The organism is Ralstonia sp. 110700041-2 (assembly GCF_056280165.1).
Genome location: NZ_JBSFAI010000014.1, coordinates 132,702 through 156,342, shown reverse-complemented (window position 1 = coordinate 156,342; position 23,641 = coordinate 132,702). Strand labels below are relative to the sequence as shown.

Sequence of the window (23,641 nt, the reverse complement as noted above, 5' to 3'; positions counted from 1 at the left end):
GATGAAGCGGACCCTGCTGATGCCTTGGCTGCTGTTGTTGGCCATGCCGGCGACAGGAGAAACGATCCTGTTCACCCAGGACAAGCCTGGCGCATTGCCTGCGGGATGGGTGGCTGGCGTCACCGGCCACGGCACGCCCAGATGGACCGTTGAGGCGGACGCTGCCGGCACCAACGTGCTCAAGCAGTCTGGCTCCGGCGATTTCCCGTGGTGCGTGAAACAGGGTACCGCCGTCGCCGACGGGTTCGTCGAGGTGAAGTTCAAGCCTGTCGCTGGTCATGAAGATCAGGCCGGGGGCGTCGTCTGGCGCTGGAAGGACGGCAACGATTACTACGTCGCGCGCGCGAACGCGCTGGAGAACAACGTCTCGCTGTACTACACGACGGGTGGTCACCGGCACACGCTTCGCTACCAGGATGCGCCGGTTGCCGCGCAGGCCTGGCATACGTTGCGGGTGGAATTCGCGGGCGATCGCATTCAGGTATCGCTGGATGGCAAGCGCTACATCGACGTGACGGACGATCACATCCGCGGTACCGGCGCGGTTGGGGTCTGGACCAAGGCCGACAGCGTGACCCTGTTCGACGCGTTCTCGTACGGCACCACCGCGAAGTAATACAGAGAGGAGAAAGAAGTGAATTTCAAGTCGGAAGTGGGCGGGACCAAAGGCCGGTTGCCATGCGCAATTGTCTGGGCTGGAATCGCGATGCTATGTACCACCACTTCGGTGCTGGCCGATGAAGGTTTCAAGCACCTGAGCGGTGCTGAACTCAAGAAGGCGATCGTTGGCAAGACCATCACTGATGGCACCCACTGGTCGGACAAGTTCAAGCCCGACGGCACGGTCGAATCCGTCATGCACGGACAGGTCCTAGGCGGCCGCTGGCGCGTGCGGGGCGGCGAGTTGTGCATTGCCGATTCCAACGGCAAGGGCAAGCCCCAGGCCGAGGATTGCTTCGAAGTCTGGCGCCATGGCCACGCAATCGAATATCGGCGCAATGGAAACGGCTTTGCGCAGGGGGATTTGGTCAACAGATGACGTATCGGAGCCCACCATGTCGAATGACGCCCAGCAGCTCGCTGCAATCGTTCTCGCCTGTTCATTAGCCTTCGCGATCGCCGGCTGCAAGAAGAACCCGTTTGGCGAGCGCAGCAGCGAGGTCGTCGGTATTGCGCAAGTCCCGGCGCCAGTCAAAGCGACGATTGATCGGCAGGCGGGCGGGCGGGCGATCGGCGAAATCGAGAAGCAGACGCAGAACGGCCGGGTCCGCTACGAGGTCACGCTCGGCAGTGGAAGCGACAAGTCCACCGTGCTCATCGGCCAAGACGGTCAGCAAATCGCCGACGAAGACGATGACTGAGGCTGTACATCACGGCCTGGCATCTGCCGTGGCCGCCACCCGGGGCCGGCTCACACGCTGGCTTCTGCCGTCGGGCGTTGATGCAGGTGCCTGGTTCATCCTTGTCGGCCGGGCACTGCGCGGTTTTTGCGACGGCTACATCGCCGTGCTGTTGCCGGCATACCTGCTGGCGCTCGGGCTCACCCAGTGGGCCGTCGGGCTCGTTAGCAGCGCCACGCTGATCGGCTCGGCGCTGGCAACGATTCTGGTCGGCATGCTCGGCAGTCGCTTTGCGCCGCGCCGCCTCCTGATGCTGGCGGCCGCCTTGATGGCGGCGACCGGCGTGGGCTTTGCCGGGCTCTCCGATCTCTGGCCGCTGCTGGCCATCGCCTTTGTCGGCACGCTCAACCCCAGTTCAGGCGATGTCAGTGTGTTCCTCCCGCTGGAGCAGGCGCGTCTGGCGGAATCGGCTTTGCCCGATGCCCGTACCGCGCTCTTCGCCCGCTACAGCCTGATCGGGGCGTTTTCCGCCGCCATCGGTGCCTTGGCCGCAGCCCTGCCTGGCTGGCTCGCTACGCATAGCGGCCTGTCTTTCCTGGCGGCGATGCGAGCGATGTTCTTCGTCTACGCATTGATCGGTGTCGCACTCTGGGTGCTCTATGCGCGTCTGCCTCTGCATCAGCCGCAATCAGGCGGGGCTGCAACTCCACTGGGGCCTTCGCGCGGCATCGTGATCCGGCTGGCGCTGCTTTTCAGCGTGGATGCGTTTGCGGGCGGCCTGGTGGTCAACGCACTGCTATCGCTGTGGCTGATGCAGCGTTTTGGCCTTTCGCCCGGGGCCGCAGGCCAGTTCTTCTTCTTTGCGGGGCTGCTGACGACGGCGTCCCAGCTCGTCGCCGTGCCCCTCGCGCGCAAGATCGGCTTGCTCAACACGATGGTGTTCACGCATATCCCGTCCAGCCTCTGCCTGATCGCGGCGGCGTTCGCGCCGTCGCTGGCCTTGACCCTGGGGCTGCTGCTCGTGCGCAGCGCGCTCTCCCAAATGGATGTGCCGACCCGAACGGCCTACGTGATGGCGGTGGTGACGCCGCCCGAGCGCACCGCCGCGGCAAGCCTGACCTCGGTTCCCAGAAGCCTGGCCGCTGCCATCAGCCCGACACTGGCCAGCGCGATGCTCGCCGCCGGCTGGATTGGCGCACCGTTGGTGGCCTGCGGCGTCCTGAAAATTGTCTACGACCTCGCCATCCTGCGCGGATTTCGGCGCGTCGAACCGCTCAACTGACCGAGGCGTTTCCCCGTCCCCCCCCCAACCCTTGGAGTATGAAATGGCTTTGCGAACACCGATTGCTCTTGCCCTGGCTGCAACCGTCAGCGTCTGTGCCATCGCCCACGCGGCGTCGCCCGCGCAGCGAGCCGCCCTGGATACCGCTCGCATCGAACAGGTCACCGGCCTGAAGGGCAGCTTCTCCGAGCGGGAGAACGTCTTCAAGGTGTCGAAGCCGCGCAACGATGTCCCCATCCAAGTGGACGGCGTGGCCATGCCGCCCTTCATGGGACTGACCTCCTGGGCGGCGTTCACGCCAGCCCATGACGGCCACGCCATGCTGATGGGCGACACCGTGCTCTTCGAGGATGAGGTGAACCCGGCCATGAGCGCGGCACTCGACGCCGGGCTGGAGGTCACGGCACTGCACAACCACTTCTTCTTCGACCGGCCTCGGGTGTATTTCATGCATATCGGCGGCATGGGCGACCCGGCCGAACTCGCCGCTGGCGTAAAGAAGGTCTACGACAAAATCGCCGAGATTCGTGCGGCGAACCCAGCTCCCGGGACGGCGTTTCCCGGCAAGATCGCCAGCGAGAACAAGATCACGCCGGCGCCCTTGGACGCCATTTTTGGGACGAAGGGGCAAGCCAGCAATGGCATGTTCAAGGTCGTGATCGGTGCCAAGGGCACCATGCACGGTGTGTCCTTCGGCAATGAAATGGGGCTGAACACCTGGGCCGCGTTTGCCGGCACCGATGACGAGGCCGTGGTGGATGGTGACTTCGCGATGCGCGAAGACGAGCTGCAGCCCGTGCTGAAGTCGATGCGGGCCGATGGCATCAACATCGTGGCCATTCACCAGCACATGACGCACGAGCAGCCGCGCTACATGTTCCTGCACTACTGGGGCAAGGGCAAAGCGGTCGACCTGGCAAAGGGCGTGAAGAAAGCCCTGGACGCGCAGGCCAGCGTGCACAAATCAGTGATGCGGTGAGCGCGGGCCAGCATGTCCGGTCCCCGCGCTTGTCTGCGGTCCTCAAAACTTTGAGAGCCATGCACACCCGATCGCCGATACTCGAAGGCTGCACGTCATTCAGGTGCGTACTCGCACTTGCCACCCTCGCACTCGGTTTGGCACTTACCGTCAGTGCGGCAACGCAAAGGCCGGCCGGGACACTGCCGTTGCGACATGTGGGCGACTATCCGTTACCTGGCGCCACGACGCGCTGGGACTACCTCAGCTTGGACCCGACCAGGTCGCGGCTGTTTGTCGCCCACCTCGGGGATAGCGCGGTGGTTGTCGTGGACACCAAAACCAAAGGGGTGCTGGCCACGATCAGCAACATCCGTCATGTCCATGGCACGTTGGCCGTTCCGGAGCTCGACCGTGTGTATGCCTCCGCGACGGGGACCGACGAAATCGTGGCAATCGACGCCGCGACGCTGAGAATCGTCGCCCGTATTCCGGGAGGCATCTATCCTGACGGCGTCGCCTACGCCCCGGAACTCGGCAAGCTGTATGTTTCCGATGAGACCGGTAACACGGAAACGGTAATTGATGCCCGCACCAGCCAGCGAATAACGACGATCGCGCTGGGCGGCGCCGTTGGGAACACGCAGTATGACCCGGTTTCGAAGCACATCCTCGTCAACGTCCAGGGACGGGGGATCTTGGCCGAGATCGACCCGCGCACCGATCAAGTCGTGGATCGCATCCCATTGCCCGGTGCCGAAGGAAACCATGGGCTGCTGATCGTGCCCAAGCTGCGACTGGCGTTTATCGCGTGCGAGGGCGACAGTCGCTTGCTGGTGTTGAGCCTGAACACCAGACAGGTGGTTGCAAGCTTCGGGGTTGGACAGACGCCCGACGTCGTGGCCTACGACGCGGCGCTCGGATGGTTGTATGTCGCTAGCGAATCCGGCGTCTTGACGATCTTTAAGGTTGAGGCAGCCGGAGTGGCCAAGATCGGCGAAGGTTGGGTGGGGCCGAATGCGCACAGCTTGGCGATCGATCCCGCCACGCATGAGATTTATCTTCCCCTGCCGGACATCGACCATCATCCGGTGATGCGTGTCTTGAAGCCCGACACCTGACGCACGCCGAACGCGCGACAATAGTCGAGCCCGCGCTCAACCACGATTGTCGACATGTCCCTCCGCTCCGCAACCCCAGCCCTGGCAGCCGCACTGCTGTTCGGCGCAAGCACGCCCTTGGCTAAGACCCTGACTGGCGCGGTTTCACCGATCCTGCTGGCGGGACTGCTCTATCTGGGAAGTGGCCTTGGCTTGGCGGGTGTTCTGCTATTCAGGCGGCTGACCAGGACAGCCAGCGAGGCGGCACAGCCTGGGCCTGCCATTCCTCGGGGTGAGATTCCCTGGCTGCTGGGCGCGATTGTCGCCGGCGGCGTGGCGGGGCCAGCACTCCTGATGACGGGGTTGACTCACACGGGCGCCGCGCCCGCGTCGCTATTGCTGAACGTCGAAGGGGTTTTCACCGCGCTGGTGGCGTGGATCATATTCAAGGAAAACGCCGACCGGCAAATCGTTCTCGGGATGGTCGCCATCGTCGCGGGCGGCGTGCTGCTGTCGTGGCAACCCGATGCGGCGAGCCTGTCACCGGGCGCCTTGTTGATCGTTGCCGCCTGTGCCTGCTGGGCGATCGACAACAATCTGACGCGTAACGTCTCGTCCAACGATGCGGTGTTGATCGCCTGCCTGAAAGGCTTGGTGGCCGGCACCTGCAATACTGGCTTCGCACTGGTGGCCGGCAATGCGCTGCCGGCTGCGTTGCCTCTTGTCGCGGCCATGGTGGTCGGCTTTGCTGGCTATGGGATTAGCCTGGCGCTATTCGTGGTCGCGCTGCGACATCTGGGCACCGCGCGCACCGGAGCGTACTTCTCGGTCGCGCCGCTGTTCGGCGTCGTGATTTCATTCCTCATCTGGCCTGAGGTTCCCGGCATTCTGTTCTGGATCGCTGCGGCGCTGATGGCGCTAGGGGTCTGGCTGCATCTGCGCGAGCGGCACGAGCATGAGCACGTGCACGAGCCCATGGAGCACATGCATGCGCATCGACACGACGAGCACCACCAGCATGAGCACGATTTCCCGTGGGATGGCAAGGAGCCACACGTGCATGCGCACAAGCATGAGGTGCTGGTCCACAAACACCCGCATTATCCGGACATCCACCATCGTCATACGCACTAGGGCGCGATGCCGGATATTGACCGCTATCTCGAAGCCGCGACCCGCGATAACACGCGGCGCAGCTACCAATCGGCCATTCGGCATTTCGAGGTCGAGTGGGGAGGCTTCCTGCCGGCGAGCGCCGACAGCATTGCGCGCTACCTGGCCGACCACGCGCAGACGCTTGCCATCAACACGCTGCGTCAGCGCCTTGCTGCGATCGGGCAGTGGCACGTTTCACAGGGTTTCCCCGACCCGACCCGGGCGCCACACGTGCGGAAGGTGCTCAAGGGCATCCAGGCACTGCACCCTGCCCAGGAGCGGCGCGCCAAACCGCTGCAACTCATGCAACTGGAGCGATTGGTCGCGTGGCTCGATGCCCAGATCGCCACAGCTACGGTGGCAAATGCGGGCCGTCAACTCCAGGTCCACACCCGTAACAAGGCGCTGGTGCTGATCGGCTTCTGGCGGGGTTTCCGATCGGACGAACTGAGCCGGCTGCAGATCGAGCACATCACCGTCGAACCTGGGCGCGGCATGACCATCTTCCTGCCGCGCACCAAGACAGACCACGTTGGTACGACGCACCGGGCACCGGCCTTGTCGCGTCTGTGCCCGGTGGCGGCCTACGAGGCATGGCTGGCCGCATCCGGCTTGACGCGGGGTCCGGTTTTTCGGCGCATCGATCGCTGGGGGAAGATCGCCGACGCCGGGCTGCAGGCCGCCAGCGTCGTGCCCTTGTTGCGAACGTTGTTCCAGGAAGCCGGCCTGCCCGAGGCGGCTCGCTATAGCAGTCACTCGCTGCGGCGCGGCTTTGCCTCCTGGGCCAACGCGAACCAGTGGGATCTCAAGATGCTGATGGAGTACGTCGGCTGGAAGGATGTCCGCTCCGCCATGCGCTACATTGACGCGGCAGACCCATTCGCACAACACCGTATCGAATCGGCGCTGGCGCCGCCTGCAGCACCTATGCCACCGCGGGCCATCCCACCCGCATCGACGGAGCAGCGCCCCATGGCTGTGCCCAAGCCCGTGGCTCAGACGCGCTTGATCGTGCGCCTCTATATCGAGCGCAACAGCAAGTTCGTGCGCGGCAAGTCCAAGGCGCGTCGCTGGATTGAGCAGTGCTGCTTGGCCCAGTACCAAATGCGGCCGCTGGAGGGCCCCCGCACCGAATACGAGATCGTGATGCCGTTTGCCGCTGGCCCCGAACTGGAACAGGCCATCGCGGAACTGATTGCGGAGATGCACGACCAGGCGGACCTGTGCAACTGCTTTGTCGAGGTGACGCTGCACGATCCGGTGACCGATACCCACTGGAGCTAATCAGCCTGGGACTTGCGAATTGCCATTATCCCGCACGCCGGCGAGGCGCTGCCTCCAGCAGGGTGTCCTGGTACTGGTGGATCGGGAAACTCAGGATGCCCCGGAAATTCACATGCGCGAAGTGGGCCGGGCCCATGCGGCGCAGCCAGTCGTCTTCGACGCGCAGCCCCTTGCGGCGCCACGCATCGACCGTGGCCTGCATACGCTGCGTGTTCCAGGCAATCACCAGGTTCGTCAGTAGGGTCAGCGATCCGGAAATCGCGATCATTTCGTCCTGACGGCGCCCGCGGTCATGTGCCACCTTGCTGGAATAGATGGCCCGCTGAAGCTGGTGGACCGACTCACCCCGATTGAGCAGGGTGCGCAACTCGCGGCGAAACTCCGCATTGCTGAAGAAGTCGCACAGGAACAGCGTGCGCAGCAGTTTGCCCAGGTGATCCGCAGCTTTGTGGATGGGGTCGCCTTGGGCGGCGCTGCCGAAGCGCTGCAGCGCGACAATCGCACTCACGCGTCCCGAATAGATTGACGCCACCAAGCGCAGCAACCCATCCCAGCCCTCACGAATAGTCTTGAGCGAGATCTCGTGAGACGCTGCGGCCGACAAGCCGTCGCTCACTAGCAGCCCACGCGGCACGTACAGCTTGCGCTCGGACAGGTTGCGAAGCCATGGGCACAGGTCAAAGCCGAGCAATTTGGCCACCGCCATCCCCACGTTCGTATAGCCGTGCGTATCGACCGCGAGCCGGAGGAGCCCGCCGCCGGTACGGGTCTCGTTGTGGCGCAGCACGCCTTCGATCGCTACGCCGGTCTGCCGCTCGTTGAGCACCATGGGCTGGTTGTACGCGATACCGTGCTGGTCCAGCACGTGGGTGTAGATGCCAACCGCATGGGTGCGCCGGCGCGGATCGGCGCGTGCGTAAAACAAGTGGGGTGAGGTATCCAGGCTCATCGAGTCGCTCGACGCCTGCTGACCGGTTCCCCACAGCTCGGTGATCGCGTGCGTGCGTTGGAACTCCACCACGCGCTCATTCGCGCGGCGCAGCCGCCCCGGCATCTCCAACGCGCGCATCGCAGTAGAGACGTGCGCCGTGTCCAATTGCGGGATCATGGCCGCCACACCCTTGGCATCCAGTTCGGTACCGTGGGCGATCAATGCAGCGTAGAGCGAGATCAACTCGTGCGCATCGCGCGCCTTGCGTGCGAGCAGCACCTCGCTGAAATTCGTACGGGCATCCATCTCCAGGATCATGTCGGCAAACTGCGCGCTGCCAATGTCCTTGAAGAGCAGATCACGTGTACGCGTGGGTACACCGTCGGTTGGGGCCGCGTCCAGCGGCGACAGATGCAACACACCGTTCGCATCCATCGTGAAGTGACCCGCCTCGCGGGCCTCGTCCAGCGCCGCAAGACCTGCCTTCAGATGATCCGTGAGGCGGTTGAGGTAGGTGTCAGCCTGGTTCGGCAAACCGATCGAGGACAGATACCGGTCCCGCTCCGATTCCCACTGTGTCGGCGGGATCAGCAACTGATCGCGCTCCCGGAACGACAGGCTGTGGCTGATCCAGACCGTGCCGCGGCGCAGAGCTTTGCGCAAGCCCGTGATCGCGCAGGCTTCCATCGCGCGCAGCGCGCGCTTACGATCTTCGCCATCGACCAAATCACGCCAGCTTGCGCTCACCGGCACATTGCAATCGGGCGGCAGTTCCGTCGCACCATGTTCGTACAGCTTGCCGATGACCTCAAGCTGCCGCATGACCGGCTCGTTGCCGTTTCCGGCCAGCTCCAATTCCCGCAGGGGCGCCAGCAGGTTGCGGATGCGGTGGTGATCTTCTGTGAGTGTTTCGCGCACGCTCGCGGCATGGCTTGCGGTGGGCTTGGCAGACAGGCCTTCGAGCAGCTGGCCGATGTCTGCCAGGCGCGCTTCGGCCGAGCGACTGTCGTCGTCAACCAGCCCCTTGATCTCGACCAGTTGCTGCCGGTATTGGAGCGCCGAGCGCGCTTGCTTCGTAGTGGTCTTGTTGTAGGCCTGCCTGATGAGATCGGAGACGCGGCGTCCGGCCTGGTAGGCCATCGCGTCCGTCAACTCCAGCAGGGTCACACGCAGGAAGAACAACAGTTCGATGGTGCGCGTGGACGTTTTCAGTTCGCGGATCTTGGCAGGACGGCGGGCCTGGACGCGCTGGCCATAGGCGCGTTGTTTCTCGATCGGGATGCCATCCAACGCCCAGGTATGCGCGCCCAGTCCTTTGAGAAAGCGGATTTTGTCCAGCGTCTCGCTCATGGTGGACGGGCTGTGGCGTGCGGGCGGCGTCTTGAGCCATTCCAGCACGGTCGAACTGGAGGCCGCATGCTGGGCAAATACAGCGGCCTCAGCCCGCGCAACCTGCTCCATGGGCACGACCGCTTCAATCGTGGCCAGCAGGTCACGCTCGATGCTCGCCCAAATGGAACGCGCCAAGTCCTGCAACGCGCGCGTGGAAGGGATCAGAATCCGCCGTTCGTACAGCCAGTAGTTGGCGTGCTGGACCAGCTCGTCCAGCGACAGCGATTCGGTGGCGTCCTGCCGCATCCAGGCTTCGAGGCCCGTCCACTGGTCTTCATCCAGCCGCCTCAGGCCGAGGTAATCGCAAGCCCAGACCTGATGCTCGTAAAGCGTCTTGTAGCGTTGGTAGATTGTGCGTAGTGACGCAATGGTCGGGGTTGGCAAGCCGAGCTTGTCGCCGACGTAGCGCAGCAACTGCCGGGGTAGGGTATTGAGCTGGTCGAGGGTGCGGCCGCTAGCACGCAGGAAAACCAGCTGAATGGCGGCGCCGGCTCGCCCGTCCCGTCGGAACTTGTTGTTAATCGCGGCGATATCGCTGCCGGTCAAGGCAAAGTAATGATCGATATCGAACTCGGATAAGCGGGCCGGTAAGCAGTCCTTTCCCACATAGCGAAATTGCAAGTCCGACATCTTCCGCCCCCGTTCAGGTGACGCGATCCGAAATCGCGGGGCGGACATCGTACTCCCGAAGACGCCGGAAGGCAGCAGACAATAGTCGGAATCACCTGGAAAGCCTTATGAAAAAAGGCTTTGCCGGGAAACCGCCAGATTTTGCACGAGAAGTACGATTACCCCTATTTGGATGAGATCGGGCACACTGGTCCGCGCGTGCTGATCCACTCGGATCTGGGGCGCGTCGAGTGGCGCGACAGCCTGCCATCATGCGAGCGCCTGGCGCACGCGCTGGGCTGGGAACTGCTGGTCGTCACGCGCCAAGCCGGCGACATGCTGGCGCGATGGGAGGGCCGATGGCAAAACAACGTCAAGCGCTATGCTGACCTGGCTTGCGTCAAGCTGATACTGCCGTGGAGCACGCCGTCTATGCGCTTCTGTACGAGCGAGCTCAAGGTCGCCATCATCTCGTCGGCGCTGCGCAAGCGATGGCCGACGCAGGAGATCGTCAACGTGTCGGGCATCCGCCGCCAGGAAAGCGCCGCACGAAGCAAGATGCCTGTGTCAGTGCGCATGCCAAAGCTTTGCCGGAAAGGAGCCGAAGGGCTTTCATGGCACCCGATCATCGAGTGGAAGGTGCAGGAGGTGTTCGGAGCCATCGCGGACGCGGGCCTGCAGCTGCACGAGGCCTATACGCGCTATGGCATGAGCCGCGTCAGCTGCGCGTTCTGCATCATGTCGTCGGCTGCCGACCTGGAGGCCTCTGTGTCGTGTATCGACAACCAGCCGGTCTACCTGCAGATGGTCGAGCTCGAGGCTGCCAGCACGTTCGGATTCCAGTCTGGGCGTTGGCTGGCCGATGTCGCACCCCATCTGCTATCCACGGACCTGCAAGCCAAGGTGGAGCGTGCCAAGCTGGCCGCTGCCGAGCGTGAAGCCTTGGAGGCCAGGCTGCCGGCACACCTGCTGTACACCGGCGGCCTGCCAACGGCTGTGCCGACGTTCGATGAGGCTACCTTGGTCGGGCAGATCCGCCGGCGGGTTGCCGAGCTTGTCGGCATCGAGGTCAGGTATCTCCATGCCGCCGAAATCCGCGACCGATACGCGGAGCTTCTTGATCGGCGCGAGGAGCATGCGCCGAACTCTCTCGTCATCGTTTGATCCTGAACATCGCTATGAGTCCATCTAATCTCGATGCCCCTGGGTACGGCAATGCCCTGGACGTCCTGCGTCGCATCGTGGAGGAAGCTGACCGTGATCCATTCATACCGGTCGGCCACGTCATTGAGCACGTCGTGCCGCAGGCGCGCGCCGCTCTCGCGGCAGCGCTTGCCGACGAGGTGTGCCAGTTCTGCGGCGTGCGGACCTTTTCGCCGTGCGATGCCCCGCCTGCTGATGTGTGCGAGCAGGCTTTGATGCGTAATATGACGATGGCCGAGCGCTAATTAAGGGCGAGGAGTAGAACGTTAGGCGCTTTGGATCGGCCTGCGCACCTGTCTTGCCTGAATGAAGCCGAGATATACTGTACATATATACAGTTGTTTCGAGGGTGTCATGGAAGTGCATGTAACGCCACTTAAAAGCAAGGGACAGACCAAACAAAAGTGGTTACGGGCAATGGGCAACGCAGTTGGAACGCTGAGAATCCGAGACAAGCGCGATACCGTTAATCTTCGCAGCACGCGCGTTGCAGAGCTCTTCAACCACCGCCCCGTCCGCGCCGAGGGCGAGAAGTGGATCCTGTTCGATGTCCAACTTGTCTGGGCCAAGGGGGGGCAGTTCCTGCTGTCCGGCTACGAGCGCCACGTCCAGTGGAACGGCGACACTACGGATTACGCCCAGAGTTGGCTCGTCAGCGTGCCGGCGCCGGGAACGTCGGTCGCGATCGTCCCAGACACCGTCGAGGCACCAAAACAGACGCCGATCGAAGACCCGGCTGCCGGCAGCCTACGCATTTGACCAACAATGAATACATCTGATAGCGGGTTCGTAGAAGTCAAAAGCAAAGTAGCAAAGCCCGAATTGCAGGCATTCATGGAACACCTGAGCGCCTTCCATGAGGGCGACACGGATGCCCAGCGGGCGGCAGAGATCCGCGCTCAGGACGAGAACGACGGCCTGGATTCACTGAAGCGCCTATTCGATCTGGCGAACGGGAGCAGTGGACAGTGCCGTCACGTCGCGCGCTTCCTGCTTGGTCTGTACAACGGCACTCGATTCCCGTTCGATCTGACTGACTTCCGATGCGTTGATGCCTCGATCTTTGAGGACATGATGCGAGTGCTGCGGATGGACAGCCGGCCACGGGCAGAAGTCCACACGTATTTCCCGCGCGGCGGCGAGCGTTTCGAGCAACTGGCGCAGGACTGGAATCTGTACAAGACCGAGTGGGAGCCGGCGGGCAGCGGGTTCACGCGCAGACGCAGCGCGTACCGCCTCGACATCGAGGCAGGCGTGCGCGGCGAGACGCTGGTGTGGAAGTGGTCTGTATCGCGGTGGGGCGGCGACAGTAAAAAGGTTGCCAGCGGCGCGGCATGGTCGGCCGAGAGTGCGAAGTACGAGATTGATGCCTGGTTCGAGCGCGGCGGCGAGACGCCTTACGAGGGGTCGCCTCAGAAAACGGAAAATAAAGCACGCTAAGCCCTTACTTACCCAGATGTTTGACTGTTCGTGGCACTTTCACCATGGCAATTGCAATTGCCCAACTGAATCGCACCGGCTTCCGTGGAGGCTCAACTCCTGAGAGGATTGAGTCATGAACACTAAAGCTGCTCGTTTTAGCCCTGAGGTACGTGAACGTGCCGTACGTTTGGTGCAGGAGTGCCAAGCGGATTACGCATCACTGTGGGGTGCATGCGAATCGATTGCCCCCAAGATTGGCTGCTCTGTCAGTACCCTGCATGGATGGGTACAGCGCAAAGAAATAGATGCAGGCCAACGACCGGGTTTGACTACAGATGAACGTGAGCGGCTCAAGCAACTGGAGCGGGAGAACAAGGAGTTGCGGCGTGCCAATGACATACTCAAGGCTGCGAGCGCTTTTTTTGCGCAGGCGGAGCTGGACCGTCGCATCAAGAGCTGATTGACTTTGTAGACAAGTACCGTGATGCCTATGGGGTCGAGCCAATTTGCCGACTGCTGCAAATTGCCCCATCGGGCTACAGACGCAGGGTTCAACAAAGAAACTGCCCATGGCTGCGCTGCAAGCGCAGCCAATCAGACGAAGAGAGTTGCGGTCATATCCAACGTGTATGGCATGCAAACTGGCAAGTTTATGGGGTGATCAAAGTCTGGAAGCAAATGCATCGAGAGGGCTTGCCTATTGCCCGCTGCACGGTGCAGCGCCTGATGCGCAAGCTAGGGTTGGAGGGTGCGCGGCGTGGCAAGAAGGTGTGCACAACACGCCCAGATGTGGCAAGGCCATGCCCACTAGACCTCGTCAACCGCCAGTTCACAGCCCAACGTCCTAACCAGGGGTCTCCTCGTTTTCAGTGCAATAAGTGACGGTACGAAAAGCTAGCACTGGCGCGGAGGTGGTGTTGGTAGATCGTTGATTTCATTGACTTTCCTGTTCACTTTCAAATCTGCGATTCGTGGCGTCAAACCGTGGTCGGTTTCATCCATTGGTGCCAGTTATCGATGCATTTGGCCGCGAAGGCAGGATTTGGTCAGCATAGCGGTCAACCGGGAAGCGAAACACACCCCGCAAGTTGATGCTCTCCAGCCTGGTGGGCGCAATCTTCCCGATCAGTTCCGGTGGAATGACCTGGCGGCGGTTCGACCAGCGATCCAGGACCGCCTGCATCTGTGAGGTATTCCACGCCATCACGATGTTGGCCATCAGGCTCAACGCATCGGCCACAGCCTGCATTTCATCGACACGTTTGGCCTGCGCCGGGCTGATCCGGCCGGTATAAATGGCGCGCTTGAGGGCGTTAACAGCCTCGCCCCGATTGAGCACCCGGCGCAACTCGTTCCTGAAAGCGTCCTTGACAAAGTAGTCAGCCAAAAACGCCGTACGCAGCAACCGCCCCAATTGCACGCCAGCCTCATAGATTGGATCGCCCTGGGCGGCAGAACCGAACCGCGCAAGAGCTGCCACCGCACTGGCATGTCCGCTCATGACCGAGGCTGCCAGGTGCACCAGACTATCCCAATGCTTTTCGATCAAAGCGACGTCGACATTGGCTTCGCACACCGCAGCGATTTCTGCGGGCACTTTGGTGCCGCGTGGCACAAAGAGGTGGCGCTGTTTGAGTTCCTTCAACCGCGGGCAAAGATCAAAACCAAGCAAACGGGCATGTGACATGGCAAAGTCGGTGTAGCCATGGGTATCCACAGCAAGCTGGCTGGTCTCCAGCTTTTCTTGGCGGATGACACCTTCAATGGCCACGCCCGCCTGGCGCTCATTGAGCACAAAGGGCTGCGCATGGAAGATGCCCCACCGGTCTTTTACATGGGAGTAGATTCCAATGGAAGGTGTGTTGCGCCGAGGATCAAGCCGGGCTTGCCACACCCGTTTGGTGGTCTCCATGCTCATCATGTCAGAAGATGCCAAATCGGACCGCCCCCAGGTGGCGGCAATCGGGTGTCGCTGCATGAATTCCAGCACAGCCTGGCAGGCCTGGCTCAGACGCCGTTCGTCCCGCGCCCAGCGCATGGCCTGGCGAATGCTGGTGGCAGACAATTGCGGAATCATGCGCGCGCATTCGACCGCAGTCAGACTGGTGCCGTGGGCCATGATGCCGGCATAGACCATCAGCAGCTCGTCGGTAGAGCGCGGCTCACGTCCGAGCATGATCCAGCTAAAGCGCACCTGGGCGTCAACGGCCAGAATCACTTCCGGCAATTGAACCTCACCGATGCGGTGATCCAAAGCCGCGCGCAGCTTGGTCACTTCTGGGTCTTCGTCCTCTGCGGGCAATGGCGACAAATGGAGTTCATCATCCACGCGCAGTACGCCACTGCGGGCTGCAGCGGCCACCGCATCGACACCGGCAGTTACTCTGGCCAGCAAAGGCTTCAAGAAAGTGGCAGCCTTGCTGGGTAACGATAGACGGGCATAGTGTTTCTTGGACTCTGCCTGCCAACGCTCGTCCGTGAAGAACAAGCGCGCACGACCCCGAAAGCTCAGGCTGTGCTCAATCCAGACCGAGCCATTGCGCACCGCGCGGCGCAGGGCAAACAGGGTGGCCACCTCCAACGCCTGAAACGCCCGTTCCCGGTCTGGGCTGGAGATCGAAACCTGCCAGATCATTCCCAGACTTGGTGCCACCACTTCAACTGGCAGCTTTCTGGATCCTTTGAGATATAAAGCTTGCAGCTTGGCAAGGTACTCGATGGCAGGATGCTCGCCGGTGGCCTGCCAGGGCAGCTTTGCAATGGCGACGAGCAACGACCGCACGGGGCGAATTCCATCAATCAATCCCTCGCGGACCAGGGAGGCCCTGCTCGGTGGTTTGCGTTTCTGGGTTTCGGTGATCAAGGCTTCAAGACGGGCACGCAACTCAGCATCTGGCACCGCACCTTGCGCGCTCAAGGCAACAAGTTCGCCGAGCAGCGTTTTGTACATTGCGGCCCAATTGACGGTAGCGGGGACATCGGCGGCAGCCTGACGCCACAGATCGGCGATCCGGCGCTGCACCATAAGGATCAACTGGTCTGTGGTGGTGAACAGGCAATACCGAAGAAAGCATGCGACCTCCACGGTGCGCGCTGGCTCTTTGATCTTGGCTCCGGCTGAGGGCGGCCTGGAGACAAGTCGGCGCGCGTAGCGGCGCAAGATGAGATCGGGGATGTCTGCCAGGTGCTTATGAACGTCCAGCGTGTAAAGCAGGTCGATGCGCTCCAGTACCTCGCTGATTTGGCGGGTTGAGTGTTTCGCCGGTGCAGCCCATAGCCAACTCTGCTGGGTTTGTCCATCTGGGCGCAGCTCTGAAACTGAGGCTCGCCAGCGATCAAGTGTTGCTGGATCAACGCTGGCGGCGATGGCGGTGCCTGTTTCAACTTCAAGCTGGGCAAGTGCCGCCGCAATCAGTGTCCGAATTGCCCGCTCGTGCACGATCACCAGCTTGTTCTTGTACAGCCATTGACGCGCCCGCACGAGTAGCTGATCGCGGTCGGCGCAGCGCGCCACTTCGTCGCGCAGTTCACGTACCAGTGAGCGGCGCTGGTGCTCGCTCATCCACTGGAATCCAAGGACCGTGCAGGCTACTTGTTGGTGATCGAATAGCGTGCGCCCGCGTTCATACATGGCTCTCAGCGAGGCGACTTCTGGTGCTGCAATGCCAAGCTCGTTGCCAAGGTGGCGCCACAAGGCTACTGGAATTACCCGAAAGGCACCGAGCAAACGCCCACTCATGCGCAGGAAACCAATATGGAGCGCCAGACCAAGCTTGTGGGAATCACCTCGGCGTGCATTGATTGCGTCGCGCTCGGCACCATCGAAGGTGAAAAATGCCTTCATCTCGAAGTCGCTGATATCGCGGGGGAGCCCACGCATCCCCAAAAACGTTGTGTGCCAACCCTGCATCGTGAACCTCAAAAGTGGGAGGCCACCATACCCGTTTACAAAGCGAACAGGAAAGTCAATGAAATCAACGGTCTACCCAGACCACCCCCGCGCCAGTGCTAGCTTTGCGTACCGTCACTTATTGCACTGAAAACGAGGAGACCCCAACCAGCTTTGGGTTGCAGACTTTACCTATGTATCGACATGGCAAGGTCAGATGTTTGCGGCCTTTGTGATTGATGTCTATGCCCGCCGGATTGTGGGTTGGCGAGTCAGCAGCCACATGCGCACTGACTTTGTTGTGGATGCATTGGAGCAAGCTCTCTACGCACGGCATCCTTCAAGCGATGAAAAGCTGATTCATCACTCCGACAGGGGGAGTCAGTACGTGTCCATTCGCTACACAGAGCGCTTGGAGGAAGCTGGCCTGATGCCTTCGGTGGGCAGCACCGGCGACTCCTATGACAACGCCCTGGCTGAAACTATCAACGGCTTGTACAAAACGGAGGTCTGGACCGGCCAGCCTTTCGTAGACACCTAGGAGCCATAATTCATGGCAACGACAGAGGTGTTTATGAGCAACAGGCAGTACACGGATGAGTTCAAGGCCGAAGCGGTCAAGCAGGTAACCGAACGTGGCTTCCGGGTGGCCGATGTGGCCCAGCGGCTCGGGGTCTCCACCCACAGCCTGTACGAGTGGCTGCGCAAGGCGAAGAGCGCTGCCAATGCCGACGGCGCGGAGGCGGCACTGCTGCCGACGGCGAAGGACTCGGCGGAGGTCCGGCGACTGAAGGCCGAGATCAAGCGTCTGACCGAGGAGCGCGACATCCTAAAAAATGTCCGCTGTCAAGGACTTTCGATTTGCATCGGACGGACGCAAACCCATATCTGACGCGGGTTTAGAGGGTATTCGGGTTCCGGGTAGCTACGGACCGCATCCATGTCAGGAGTTGCATGGGAGCCTGGGGATTGTGCTTCCCGGCGACCTGAGGCGCGCGCCAGCGCATAGACGCTGAGTGCGCGCACGGTCACCGTACCGCTGGAGCGAGCACGCCTCTGGCAGCCGTGGCCCGCAGCCGCCCAAGGGCAAACGGCGGCGCACACAGTACTCAGCGATCGAACTGCAGGAAACTCTCGACGTTCGCATTCAGCTCTTTCACAAGAGTCTGAGCATCATCGACGATGCGCTGTAGTGAAGCGCCGCCATCCATGTAGACCCTCATGGACACCAGTTGGAGCAGGCTAAGACCGATTCGGCGCAGATCGGCCAGCGTGCTTTCCGGCACAACAGACAGCCTGAAATAGGTCCAAGTGGCGATTTGCTGGCCGATGCCATAGGTTTCCTGCTGGGCTTTCTCGACACGCCCATCGAAGATCTCTTTGTTGGCACGGTCCCACATTTGGGTCAACTTGCGGGCAAGTTTGGCAATCGCCTCCAGGACTTTTCGCTGTGTCTCATCGCTGACCTCGATAGGATCGACCAGATCGCGCATCAACTCCGCAGCAGCGAAGCCTGCGGAGTTGCACACGTCGTTGAAGTTTTCCCCTTCGCCGAGGTAGTGCCGGAACTGTGCGACTTCATCGAGCTTCTCAGCTGTGGCTTCCAACCGTTCATTGACGTGGCTCTCAATGGCCCAGTCGGAGACGGACAGGTCGCGCAGCTTTGACGCATAGACCTCCGCATCTGCCGACCAATCTTCAATCCAGGGTTTCAGGCTTCGCATCTCGGAGTCCGTATCGCTCCAGCGTCGCACGTTGGCGAGCACGTCGGCCAGCGCAGACAGCTCCGGATGATTCTTGGGTCCTTCTGCGGCCTCCCCGGGCATGGAAGCTGTCAAGGCAGCGCGAACCTCTGAGGCCGTCGCCGGTCGGTAGACCGTGCCGTGCCGGATGTACGCGCGCGAATCCACGTAGTACAGAGGCTCTGAACCCTTCTCGACAGTGATGACGAGAACGCCGAGCCCATTTGCCGATGTCCAGCCGATCTGCGGGCGGACGGGGGGATCGATGATCTGGCAAACGCCCACGATCCTTCTGCCGAGATCATCTCGAACCGCTGGGTCATGTGCATTTTCGACTCCTGGAATCGAGCCGTCGTCTGCCACTCCAAGAAGGAGTCGGCCCCCGCTGCTGGAAGCGAAAGCCGCGATTTCCTTGGCAAGATCCCGCACCTGCTTTGGCAGCTCTCGCTTGAATTCCACAGTCTCGCTCTCACCGCCCTGAGCAAGCCGAGGAATATCTTCAGATAGCTGGGCGTCCGCCCACGGTTCGATGGTCATAGCGATATCATGCCCGCGCCTCGAAAGATCTCCACGAATTCCCGAGCTCCCTGCAGCAGCTGGCGCACGCCCACGTCGCGTGATTGCTTTGACTTTGAGTAATCGCTGGTGTGTGCACCATAAACGTATCAGCGCGCCTGCGGGCCTGCGGCAGTTTGACCGAACAGAAGCTTCTTGCCCTCCTCCGTCACCGCAGGACGCGATGCGAAAGGCTCGCCGCGCGCATAGGCCCTGATCGTCGCGGGACGATTGCGAATCGCATCAAACCACCGCCGCAGACTGGGGAACTCGTCGAGTTCCTGCTGCTGGCGCTTCCACGGCACCACCCAGGGGTAGGTCGCCATGTCCGCGATCGAATAGGTTTCACCTGCGAGATATTCCTGCACGGCCAGGCGTCGGTCGAGCACACCGTACAGGCGATTGGTCTCGTTGACGTAGCGCGTGATGGCATAGGGGATCTTCTCGGGCGCATAGATGCCAAAGTGATGGTTCTGACCGGCCATGGGGCCGAGTCCACCGACCTGCCAGAAGAGCCATTCCAGCACCGCCTTGCGCTCACGCAGGTCGGTCGGCATGAAGCGACCCGTTTTCTCCGCAAGATAGACCAGGATGGCGCCCGATTCAAAGACGGTCACGGGCTCCCCGCCGTCGACCGGCTGCATGTCGATGATCGCAGGCATCCGGTTGTTCGGCGAGAACGCGAGGAACTCAGGCTTGAACTGGTCGCCCGCACTGATGTCGACAGGATGAATGCGGTATTCGAGGCCAGCCTCCTCCAGAAACATCGTGACCTTGTGGCCATTGGGCGTGGGCCAATAGTAGAGGTCGATCATTTGCGACTCCGTCGTTGAGATGTGCCGGCGCCATCGAGCAGCGCCAATGCGGGCCGGACAAGCCCACGCAGCAATTCCGGTTCTGGCCGCGATCGCGCGAGGACGCGCAGCCCCATTAGCAAGCCGAGCAGCATCCGGGCGAGATCATCGGCCGGCAACGTGATGTTGATCGCGCCGGCATCTTGGCCGGCCTTGACGCAACGGTAGAAGAAGGCCTCCATGTCGCGCAAGACAGCGGCCAGTGCAGCCTGAAACTCCGCGTCGTGAGGTGCCAGCTCCAGTGCCGAGTTCACGATCAGGCATCCCTTGCGCTGGTCGTCGGCCAGCGACAATTCGATGATCTCATCGAAGAACGCACCGATGGCCGCACGAGGTGCCAACTGGGACTCGAAGCGCCGGACCCGATCGCAAAAGCCTCGCTCGACATAGTGTTCGAGCGCCTGCCGGTACAGCGTGCGTTTGTCGCCAAACGTGTTGTACAGACTGGGGCCGGCGATACCCATCGCGTCGGCCAGGTCCCGCACCGAGGTGGCTTCGTAGCCCCTCGACCAGAAGCATTGAATCGCGGCATCGAGGGCCACTGCTTCGTCAAACTCTCTGGGGCGCGCCATGATCGTTCCTGGATCGGTTCGTGGTTGGCTTCGTGAGTGGATGCGGTGCTTGATGCCGCGTCGTCACAATGCGCTGTGGTCCTTGACCGCCTCTTCCAGCGCGCTCTTGAGCGTCAGGAATCTCGCATCGACCGCTACCGGATCGTTACGGTTGAGCGCAATCATCTGGGCTCTCGCCTCCCCGCCCCGGATGACCTCGAAAGCGTTCGCCTCGATCCCGGCGACGATGGCATCGGCCACCGCAGAAGCAGGCTCGCGCGAAAACCCCAGTTCGGGACCAGCGCGATTCGACTTCATCATCGGCGTGTCCGTGCCTCCAGGATAGGCCGTCAACACATGAATGCCTTCGCCCTTGAGCTCGCGCCTGAGCGCCTCGCCAAAGCGAGCCAGACCTGCTTTCACCGCGGCATACGTTGCATAGAAGGGTGCGCCGACCAGGGCAATGCCGGAGGCGACATTCACCACCATGGCATCTCCGCTGGCCCGCAGAGCGGGGAGCGCCGCGCGGGTCAACAAGACTGGCGCGAGCAAGTCGACGATCACCATCTGCTCGATATCGGCTTCCGTGGTGTTCTCCAGCCGGCCAGCCCGCACGCCGCCGGCGTTGTTGACGAGGATGTCGAGTCCGCCCAGCGTCTGTATCGCCTGGTCCAGCGTGGCCGCGCGTCCCTCGGGACTTCCCACGTCAGCGCAGACGCCCGTCGCCGAGTCAAGGCTGCGCAGTGCATCGTCCAGGACGCTTCTGCGCCTTCCGGTGATGACCACCCTGGCGCCTCGCGCGATCAGCGCATGGGCCAGCGCGAGGCCGATCCCGCTCGATCCGCCCGTGACGAGGACCCGCTTGTTCTTCAGTTCCATTTCAAACTCCTTGCGCCGATGCAGGGGGATAGTTCGACGGGAAGAGCGCACGCTTGGTCTCCTCGTCGTTGATCGCCTTGAACGCATGGCTCTTGGCGAGCGCCCGGGCGCGAGCGACCGCCGGACGCGCATCCACGCCTGCGAACCACCGCTTCAGTTCGGGAAAGGGCCCCAGAGGATCCTCGGCGCCCTTGCGCACGCGGGAAGCGCGATCGAGCCAGCCCCAGGCGGAGATGTCGGCGATCGTGAAACCGCTGCCGACGATGAACTCGCGTCCGGACAGGTGATCGTTGAGAACCTGATAGTGCCGCTCCGCCTCGCGGCGGTAACGATTGGCCGCGTAGTCCAAGCCCTCGGGCGCGGCGAACTGGAAGTGCACCGCCTGCCCGGAGAACGGCCCCAATCCCGAGGCGATGAAGAGCAGCCAGGACAGCAACTCCGGCCGATCCTCGGACGTGCCCAGAAGCTGGCCGGTCTTTTCCGCCAGATAGATCAGGATGGCGGTCGAGTCGAAGACCCTGACTTCGTTGCCGCCCGGCCCCTCGGTATCGACGATGGCCGGTACCTTGCCGTTCGGATTGATCGCACGAAAGGCGGGCGCATGCTGCTCGCCCTTGCTTGTGTCGACCGGCAAGGCTTCGTAGGCCAGACCGGTCTCCTCCAGAAAGAGCGCGATCTTTGCGGGGTTGGGGGTCGGATGAAAGTAGAACCGGATCATGGTGTATGCCTCGTGGTTGCGGAAATCGATGGCTTCGCTGCTTTACGGGCAGGACGTGCTGCCAAGAGCACGCCGCCAACAACGACGGCAAGTGCAACGCACTCTCCACCAGACGGCAGCTCTCCAAGTACGGGAATGGCGGCCAGCGAAGCAACGACCGGAATCAGGGCGATGATGGCTGTGGCCGCAGATGGGCCCAGAAGCGCGACAGAGCGATTGAAGGAAACGATCGCAACGCCGCTCATCAGGACGCCCTGATAGACGGCCTGCAAGCCGATCTCGCTGGGTGAGGCCATGGCGAGGCGACTGAGCCCGCCAAAAATATAGATCGGCAGGAAGAGGATGGCCGACCAGAAGCAGATCAGGGCTGCGGCCTGCACAGGTGTCAGGGCGCTGCGCCGAAAAAGCAGCGTGTAGACGGCCCACATGGCAGCGGCAGTCATCAGGGCGATGAGGCCCATCGGGTTCATGCCACCGTGAGCGGAAACACCGCCTGCAACCATGAACACCAGTCCGATGATGATGGCGAGGTAGCCACACCAGCGCGCGCGGCCCTGTTTCTCTTTCAGGAAAATCCACGCGAAGGCGCCGGCGAATACCGGCATCAGGGTCGGCGCTATCGCTGCCGCGCGGCCGGCCGACGTGAGCTGCAGGCCGAGCGCGACCGCCAGGACGAAGGGCAACCCCCAAAGGCAGGCATAGACCAGCCCCTCACGCCATTCCTTGGCTGATAGGCGTCTCTTTCCCCGCAACAGCACTGGAAGAAGAATGACGGCACCGATGCCGAACCGCAGCGCGGTCACATCCCACAGGCGAAGTTCGCGCGTGACACTGAAGCGCGTCACGACGAACCAGCCCGCAAAGATCGTGACGCTGAGCCCGGCCCAGCAGAATCCGCGCAAGACGTTCCGGGATGATCTCTGAGGCCACGACGCGGCAGCCGGTCCGACTACCGCTTCTTGCACCAAGTCGACGGCCTGCGTCACGTAACCGCCTGCTCTTGCAGCGCCGCAAGAAGTCGCTGCGGGGCCAATCGCTGCCGGTAATCGACCTCGATGAAAGCCAGCGAGATCCTCTGGTTCGGCGTGATCACATAGGTGGCGGGAACGGGCAGCTCCCAACTGGCGTCCCCATTTATGCTCGGCAGCGCCTTGTTGCTGGAACTCAAGGCATCGCGCAGTTCCTGCGGCAATGGATAGACCAGCCCGAATTGGCGAGCCACGTCATTGCCCAGATCGCTCAGGACGTTAAACGTCAACGCCTCGCGCTCCGCGGTTGACAGTGATGCGTCCGGAAGCTGAGGTGAGATGGCCAGCATGCTTGCGCCAAAGGATGCCAACTCGGGCAGCAAGGCCTGGTAGGACCGCAGTTGGAGGTTGCAGTACGGACACCAGCCACCTCGATAGAAGGTCACCACCACAGGACCTTGCTTGAGAGCAGCGGACAGCGACACCGTGCCGCCTTGGGCGTCCGGCAACGAAAAGTCGGGGGCCCTGTCTCCCTCCTTCAGCGCAGCGTGCCTCGCAAAGGTCGATCGCAGTTCCTCGATCCTGGACTCATAGAGCGCGACCCGGCCGGCTGGAGCGGTGCGGGCGAACTCCTTTCGCAATTCTTGCAGTTGTCGATCAAGATCAATAACGGCCACTTGGATCTCCCTTCGAGCAAGGCAGTCGCGGCGGGGATCGCAGCGGACTCCCGTTATTTTATATCAGTCGATAAAAAATGGCTTGTGTCAAGCGTTTTGCCTGAATGCAGGTCGCATCAGAAGCCTATACAG

The 23,641-nt window shown here is 62.0% G+C and carries 21 protein-coding genes, 3 pseudogenes and 1 other annotated feature; of the genes and pseudogenes, 15 read left to right on the top strand and 9 right to left on the bottom strand.

Features of this window, described 5'->3' with window-relative positions; translation table 11 throughout:
- Window position 1: 1 nt before the first annotated feature.
- From ACUXH0_RS20335 to ACUXH0_RS20300, 8 genes are all read left to right on the top strand, one after another.
- On the top strand, window positions 2–616 hold the full coding sequence (locus tag ACUXH0_RS20335; protein ID WP_024542611.1) for a 3-keto-alpha-glucoside-1,2-lyase-like domain-containing protein: 615 nt from the start codon (window positions 2–4) through the stop codon (window positions 614–616).
- A 90-nt stretch (window positions 617–706) separates the two neighbouring features.
- On the top strand, window positions 707–1,039 hold the full coding sequence (locus tag ACUXH0_RS20330; RefSeq protein WP_024979744.1) for a hypothetical protein: 333 nt from the start codon (window positions 707–709) through the stop codon (window positions 1,037–1,039).
- A gap of 16 nt (window positions 1,040–1,055) precedes the next feature.
- Window positions 1,056–1,361 carry a hypothetical protein gene (locus ACUXH0_RS20325; protein ID WP_024542609.1) on the top strand — a complete coding sequence of 102 codons (306 nt, stop codon included), beginning with the start codon at window positions 1,056–1,058 and terminating at the stop codon, window positions 1,359–1,361.
- Entirely contained in the window at window positions 1,354–2,622 is a 1,269-nt protein-coding gene (locus tag ACUXH0_RS20320) for an MFS transporter (RefSeq protein ID WP_029769034.1), read from the top strand. The genes ACUXH0_RS20325 and ACUXH0_RS20320 overlap by 8 nt, the downstream gene beginning before the upstream one ends.
- Before the next feature lie 43 nt (window positions 2,623–2,665).
- Complete coding sequence (locus tag ACUXH0_RS20315; RefSeq protein WP_024542565.1) at window positions 2,666–3,601, top strand: DUF1259 domain-containing protein; 936 nt, start codon at window positions 2,666–2,668, stop codon at window positions 3,599–3,601.
- Window positions 3,602–3,660: 59 nt separating this feature from the next.
- Entirely contained in the window at window positions 3,661–4,701 is a 1,041-nt protein-coding gene (locus tag ACUXH0_RS20310) for a YncE family protein (protein ID WP_024972740.1), read from the top strand.
- Between the two features lie 54 nt (window positions 4,702–4,755).
- Window positions 4,756–5,814 carry a DMT family transporter gene (locus tag ACUXH0_RS20305; RefSeq protein ID WP_024542515.1) on the top strand — a complete coding sequence of 353 codons (1,059 nt, stop codon included), beginning with the start codon at window positions 4,756–4,758 and terminating at the stop codon, window positions 5,812–5,814.
- 6 nt (window positions 5,815–5,820) lie between these two features.
- Window positions 5,821–7,119, top strand: a complete 1,299-nt coding sequence (locus ACUXH0_RS20300; protein WP_024542514.1) for a site-specific integrase — start codon at window positions 5,821–5,823, stop codon at window positions 7,117–7,119.
- Window positions 7,120–7,144: 25 nt separating this feature from the next.
- On the opposite strand, the gene ACUXH0_RS20295 is transcribed toward ACUXH0_RS20300, so the two are convergent.
- Entirely contained in the window at window positions 7,145–10,072 is a 2,928-nt protein-coding gene (locus tag ACUXH0_RS20295) for a Tn3 family transposase (protein WP_024542513.1), read from the bottom strand.
- A gap of 198 nt (window positions 10,073–10,270) precedes the next feature.
- On the opposite strand from ACUXH0_RS20295, the gene ACUXH0_RS20290 reads away from it, so the two are divergent.
- From ACUXH0_RS20290 to ACUXH0_RS20270, 5 genes and pseudogenes are all read left to right on the top strand, one after another.
- The gene (locus tag ACUXH0_RS20290; RefSeq protein ID WP_248694790.1) at window positions 10,271–11,215 is read left to right on the top strand and encodes a phosphoadenosine phosphosulfate reductase domain-containing protein; all 945 of its coding nucleotides are present in this window, start codon (window positions 10,271–10,273) and stop codon (window positions 11,213–11,215) included.
- Complete coding sequence (locus tag ACUXH0_RS20285) at window positions 11,212–11,499, top strand: hypothetical protein (protein ID WP_024542465.1); 288 nt, start codon at window positions 11,212–11,214, stop codon at window positions 11,497–11,499. The genes ACUXH0_RS20290 and ACUXH0_RS20285 overlap by 4 nt, the downstream gene beginning before the upstream one ends.
- 109 nt (window positions 11,500–11,608) lie before the next feature.
- Complete coding sequence (locus tag ACUXH0_RS20280) at window positions 11,609–12,013, top strand: hypothetical protein (RefSeq protein ID WP_182570846.1); 405 nt, start codon at window positions 11,609–11,611, stop codon at window positions 12,011–12,013.
- Between the two features lie 75 nt (window positions 12,014–12,088).
- On the top strand, window positions 12,089–12,694 hold the full coding sequence (locus tag ACUXH0_RS20275; RefSeq protein ID WP_182570845.1) for a DUF7673 family protein: 606 nt from the start codon (window positions 12,089–12,091) through the stop codon (window positions 12,692–12,694).
- 115 nt (window positions 12,695–12,809) lie between these two features.
- Window positions 12,810–13,528: pseudogene (locus ACUXH0_RS20270) on the top strand (IS3 family transposase); the annotation flags it as partial.
- Window positions 13,091–13,207: a sequence feature (AL1L pseudoknot), on the top strand. Its footprint overlaps the pseudogene before it by 117 nt.
- 142 nt (window positions 13,529–13,670) lie before the next feature.
- Here ACUXH0_RS20270 and ACUXH0_RS20265 read toward each other — a convergent pair.
- Window positions 13,671–16,586, bottom strand: a complete 2,916-nt coding sequence (locus ACUXH0_RS20265) for a Tn3-like element IS1071 family transposase (protein ID WP_003049965.1) — start codon at window positions 16,584–16,586, stop codon at window positions 13,671–13,673.
- 142 nt (window positions 16,587–16,728) lie between these two features.
- On the opposite strand from ACUXH0_RS20265, the pseudogene ACUXH0_RS20260 reads away from it, so the two are divergent.
- Both ACUXH0_RS20260 and ACUXH0_RS20255 read left to right on the top strand, forming a co-directional pair.
- Window positions 16,729–17,076: pseudogene (locus tag ACUXH0_RS20260) on the top strand (DDE-type integrase/transposase/recombinase); the annotation flags it as partial.
- A gap of 63 nt (window positions 17,077–17,139) precedes the next feature.
- A pseudogene (locus ACUXH0_RS20255) lies at window positions 17,140–17,409 on the top strand (transposase); the annotation flags it as partial.
- A 265-nt stretch (window positions 17,410–17,674) separates the two neighbouring features.
- On the opposite strand, the gene ACUXH0_RS20250 reads toward ACUXH0_RS20255, so the two are convergent.
- The 7 genes from ACUXH0_RS20250 to ACUXH0_RS20220 all read right to left on the bottom strand — a co-directional run bounded on the left by ACUXH0_RS20250 (window position 17,675) and on the right by ACUXH0_RS20220 (window position 23,509).
- The gene (locus ACUXH0_RS20250) at window positions 17,675–18,844 is read right to left on the bottom strand and encodes an AlbA family DNA-binding domain-containing protein (protein WP_013521169.1); all 1,170 of its coding nucleotides are present in this window, start codon (window positions 18,842–18,844) and stop codon (window positions 17,675–17,677) included.
- 128 nt (window positions 18,845–18,972) lie between these two features.
- Window positions 18,973–19,677, bottom strand: a complete 705-nt coding sequence (locus tag ACUXH0_RS20245; RefSeq protein ID WP_013521170.1) for a glutathione binding-like protein — start codon at window positions 19,675–19,677, stop codon at window positions 18,973–18,975.
- On the bottom strand, window positions 19,674–20,288 hold the full coding sequence (locus tag ACUXH0_RS20240; RefSeq protein ID WP_013521171.1) for a TetR/AcrR family transcriptional regulator: 615 nt from the start codon (window positions 20,286–20,288) through the stop codon (window positions 19,674–19,676). Before ACUXH0_RS20240 ends, ACUXH0_RS20245 begins: the two co-directional genes overlap by 4 nt.
- Window positions 20,289–20,351: 63 nt before the next feature.
- Entirely contained in the window at window positions 20,352–21,146 is a 795-nt protein-coding gene (locus tag ACUXH0_RS20235; RefSeq protein ID WP_013521172.1) for an SDR family NAD(P)-dependent oxidoreductase, read from the bottom strand.
- 1 nt (window position 21,147) lies between these two features.
- The gene (locus ACUXH0_RS20230) at window positions 21,148–21,864 is read right to left on the bottom strand and encodes a glutathione S-transferase family protein (RefSeq protein WP_013521173.1); all 717 of its coding nucleotides are present in this window, start codon (window positions 21,862–21,864) and stop codon (window positions 21,148–21,150) included.
- A complete protein-coding gene (locus ACUXH0_RS20225; protein ID WP_249368007.1) occupies window positions 21,861–22,766 on the bottom strand; it encodes a DMT family transporter in 906 nt (301 codons plus the stop codon). Before ACUXH0_RS20225 ends, ACUXH0_RS20230 begins: the two co-directional genes overlap by 4 nt.
- Window positions 22,767–22,846: 80 nt before the next feature.
- Window positions 22,847–23,509 carry a peroxiredoxin-like family protein gene (locus ACUXH0_RS20220; RefSeq protein WP_013521175.1) on the bottom strand — a complete coding sequence of 221 codons (663 nt, stop codon included), beginning with the start codon at window positions 23,507–23,509 and terminating at the stop codon, window positions 22,847–22,849.
- Window positions 23,510–23,641: the final 132 nt, after the last annotated feature.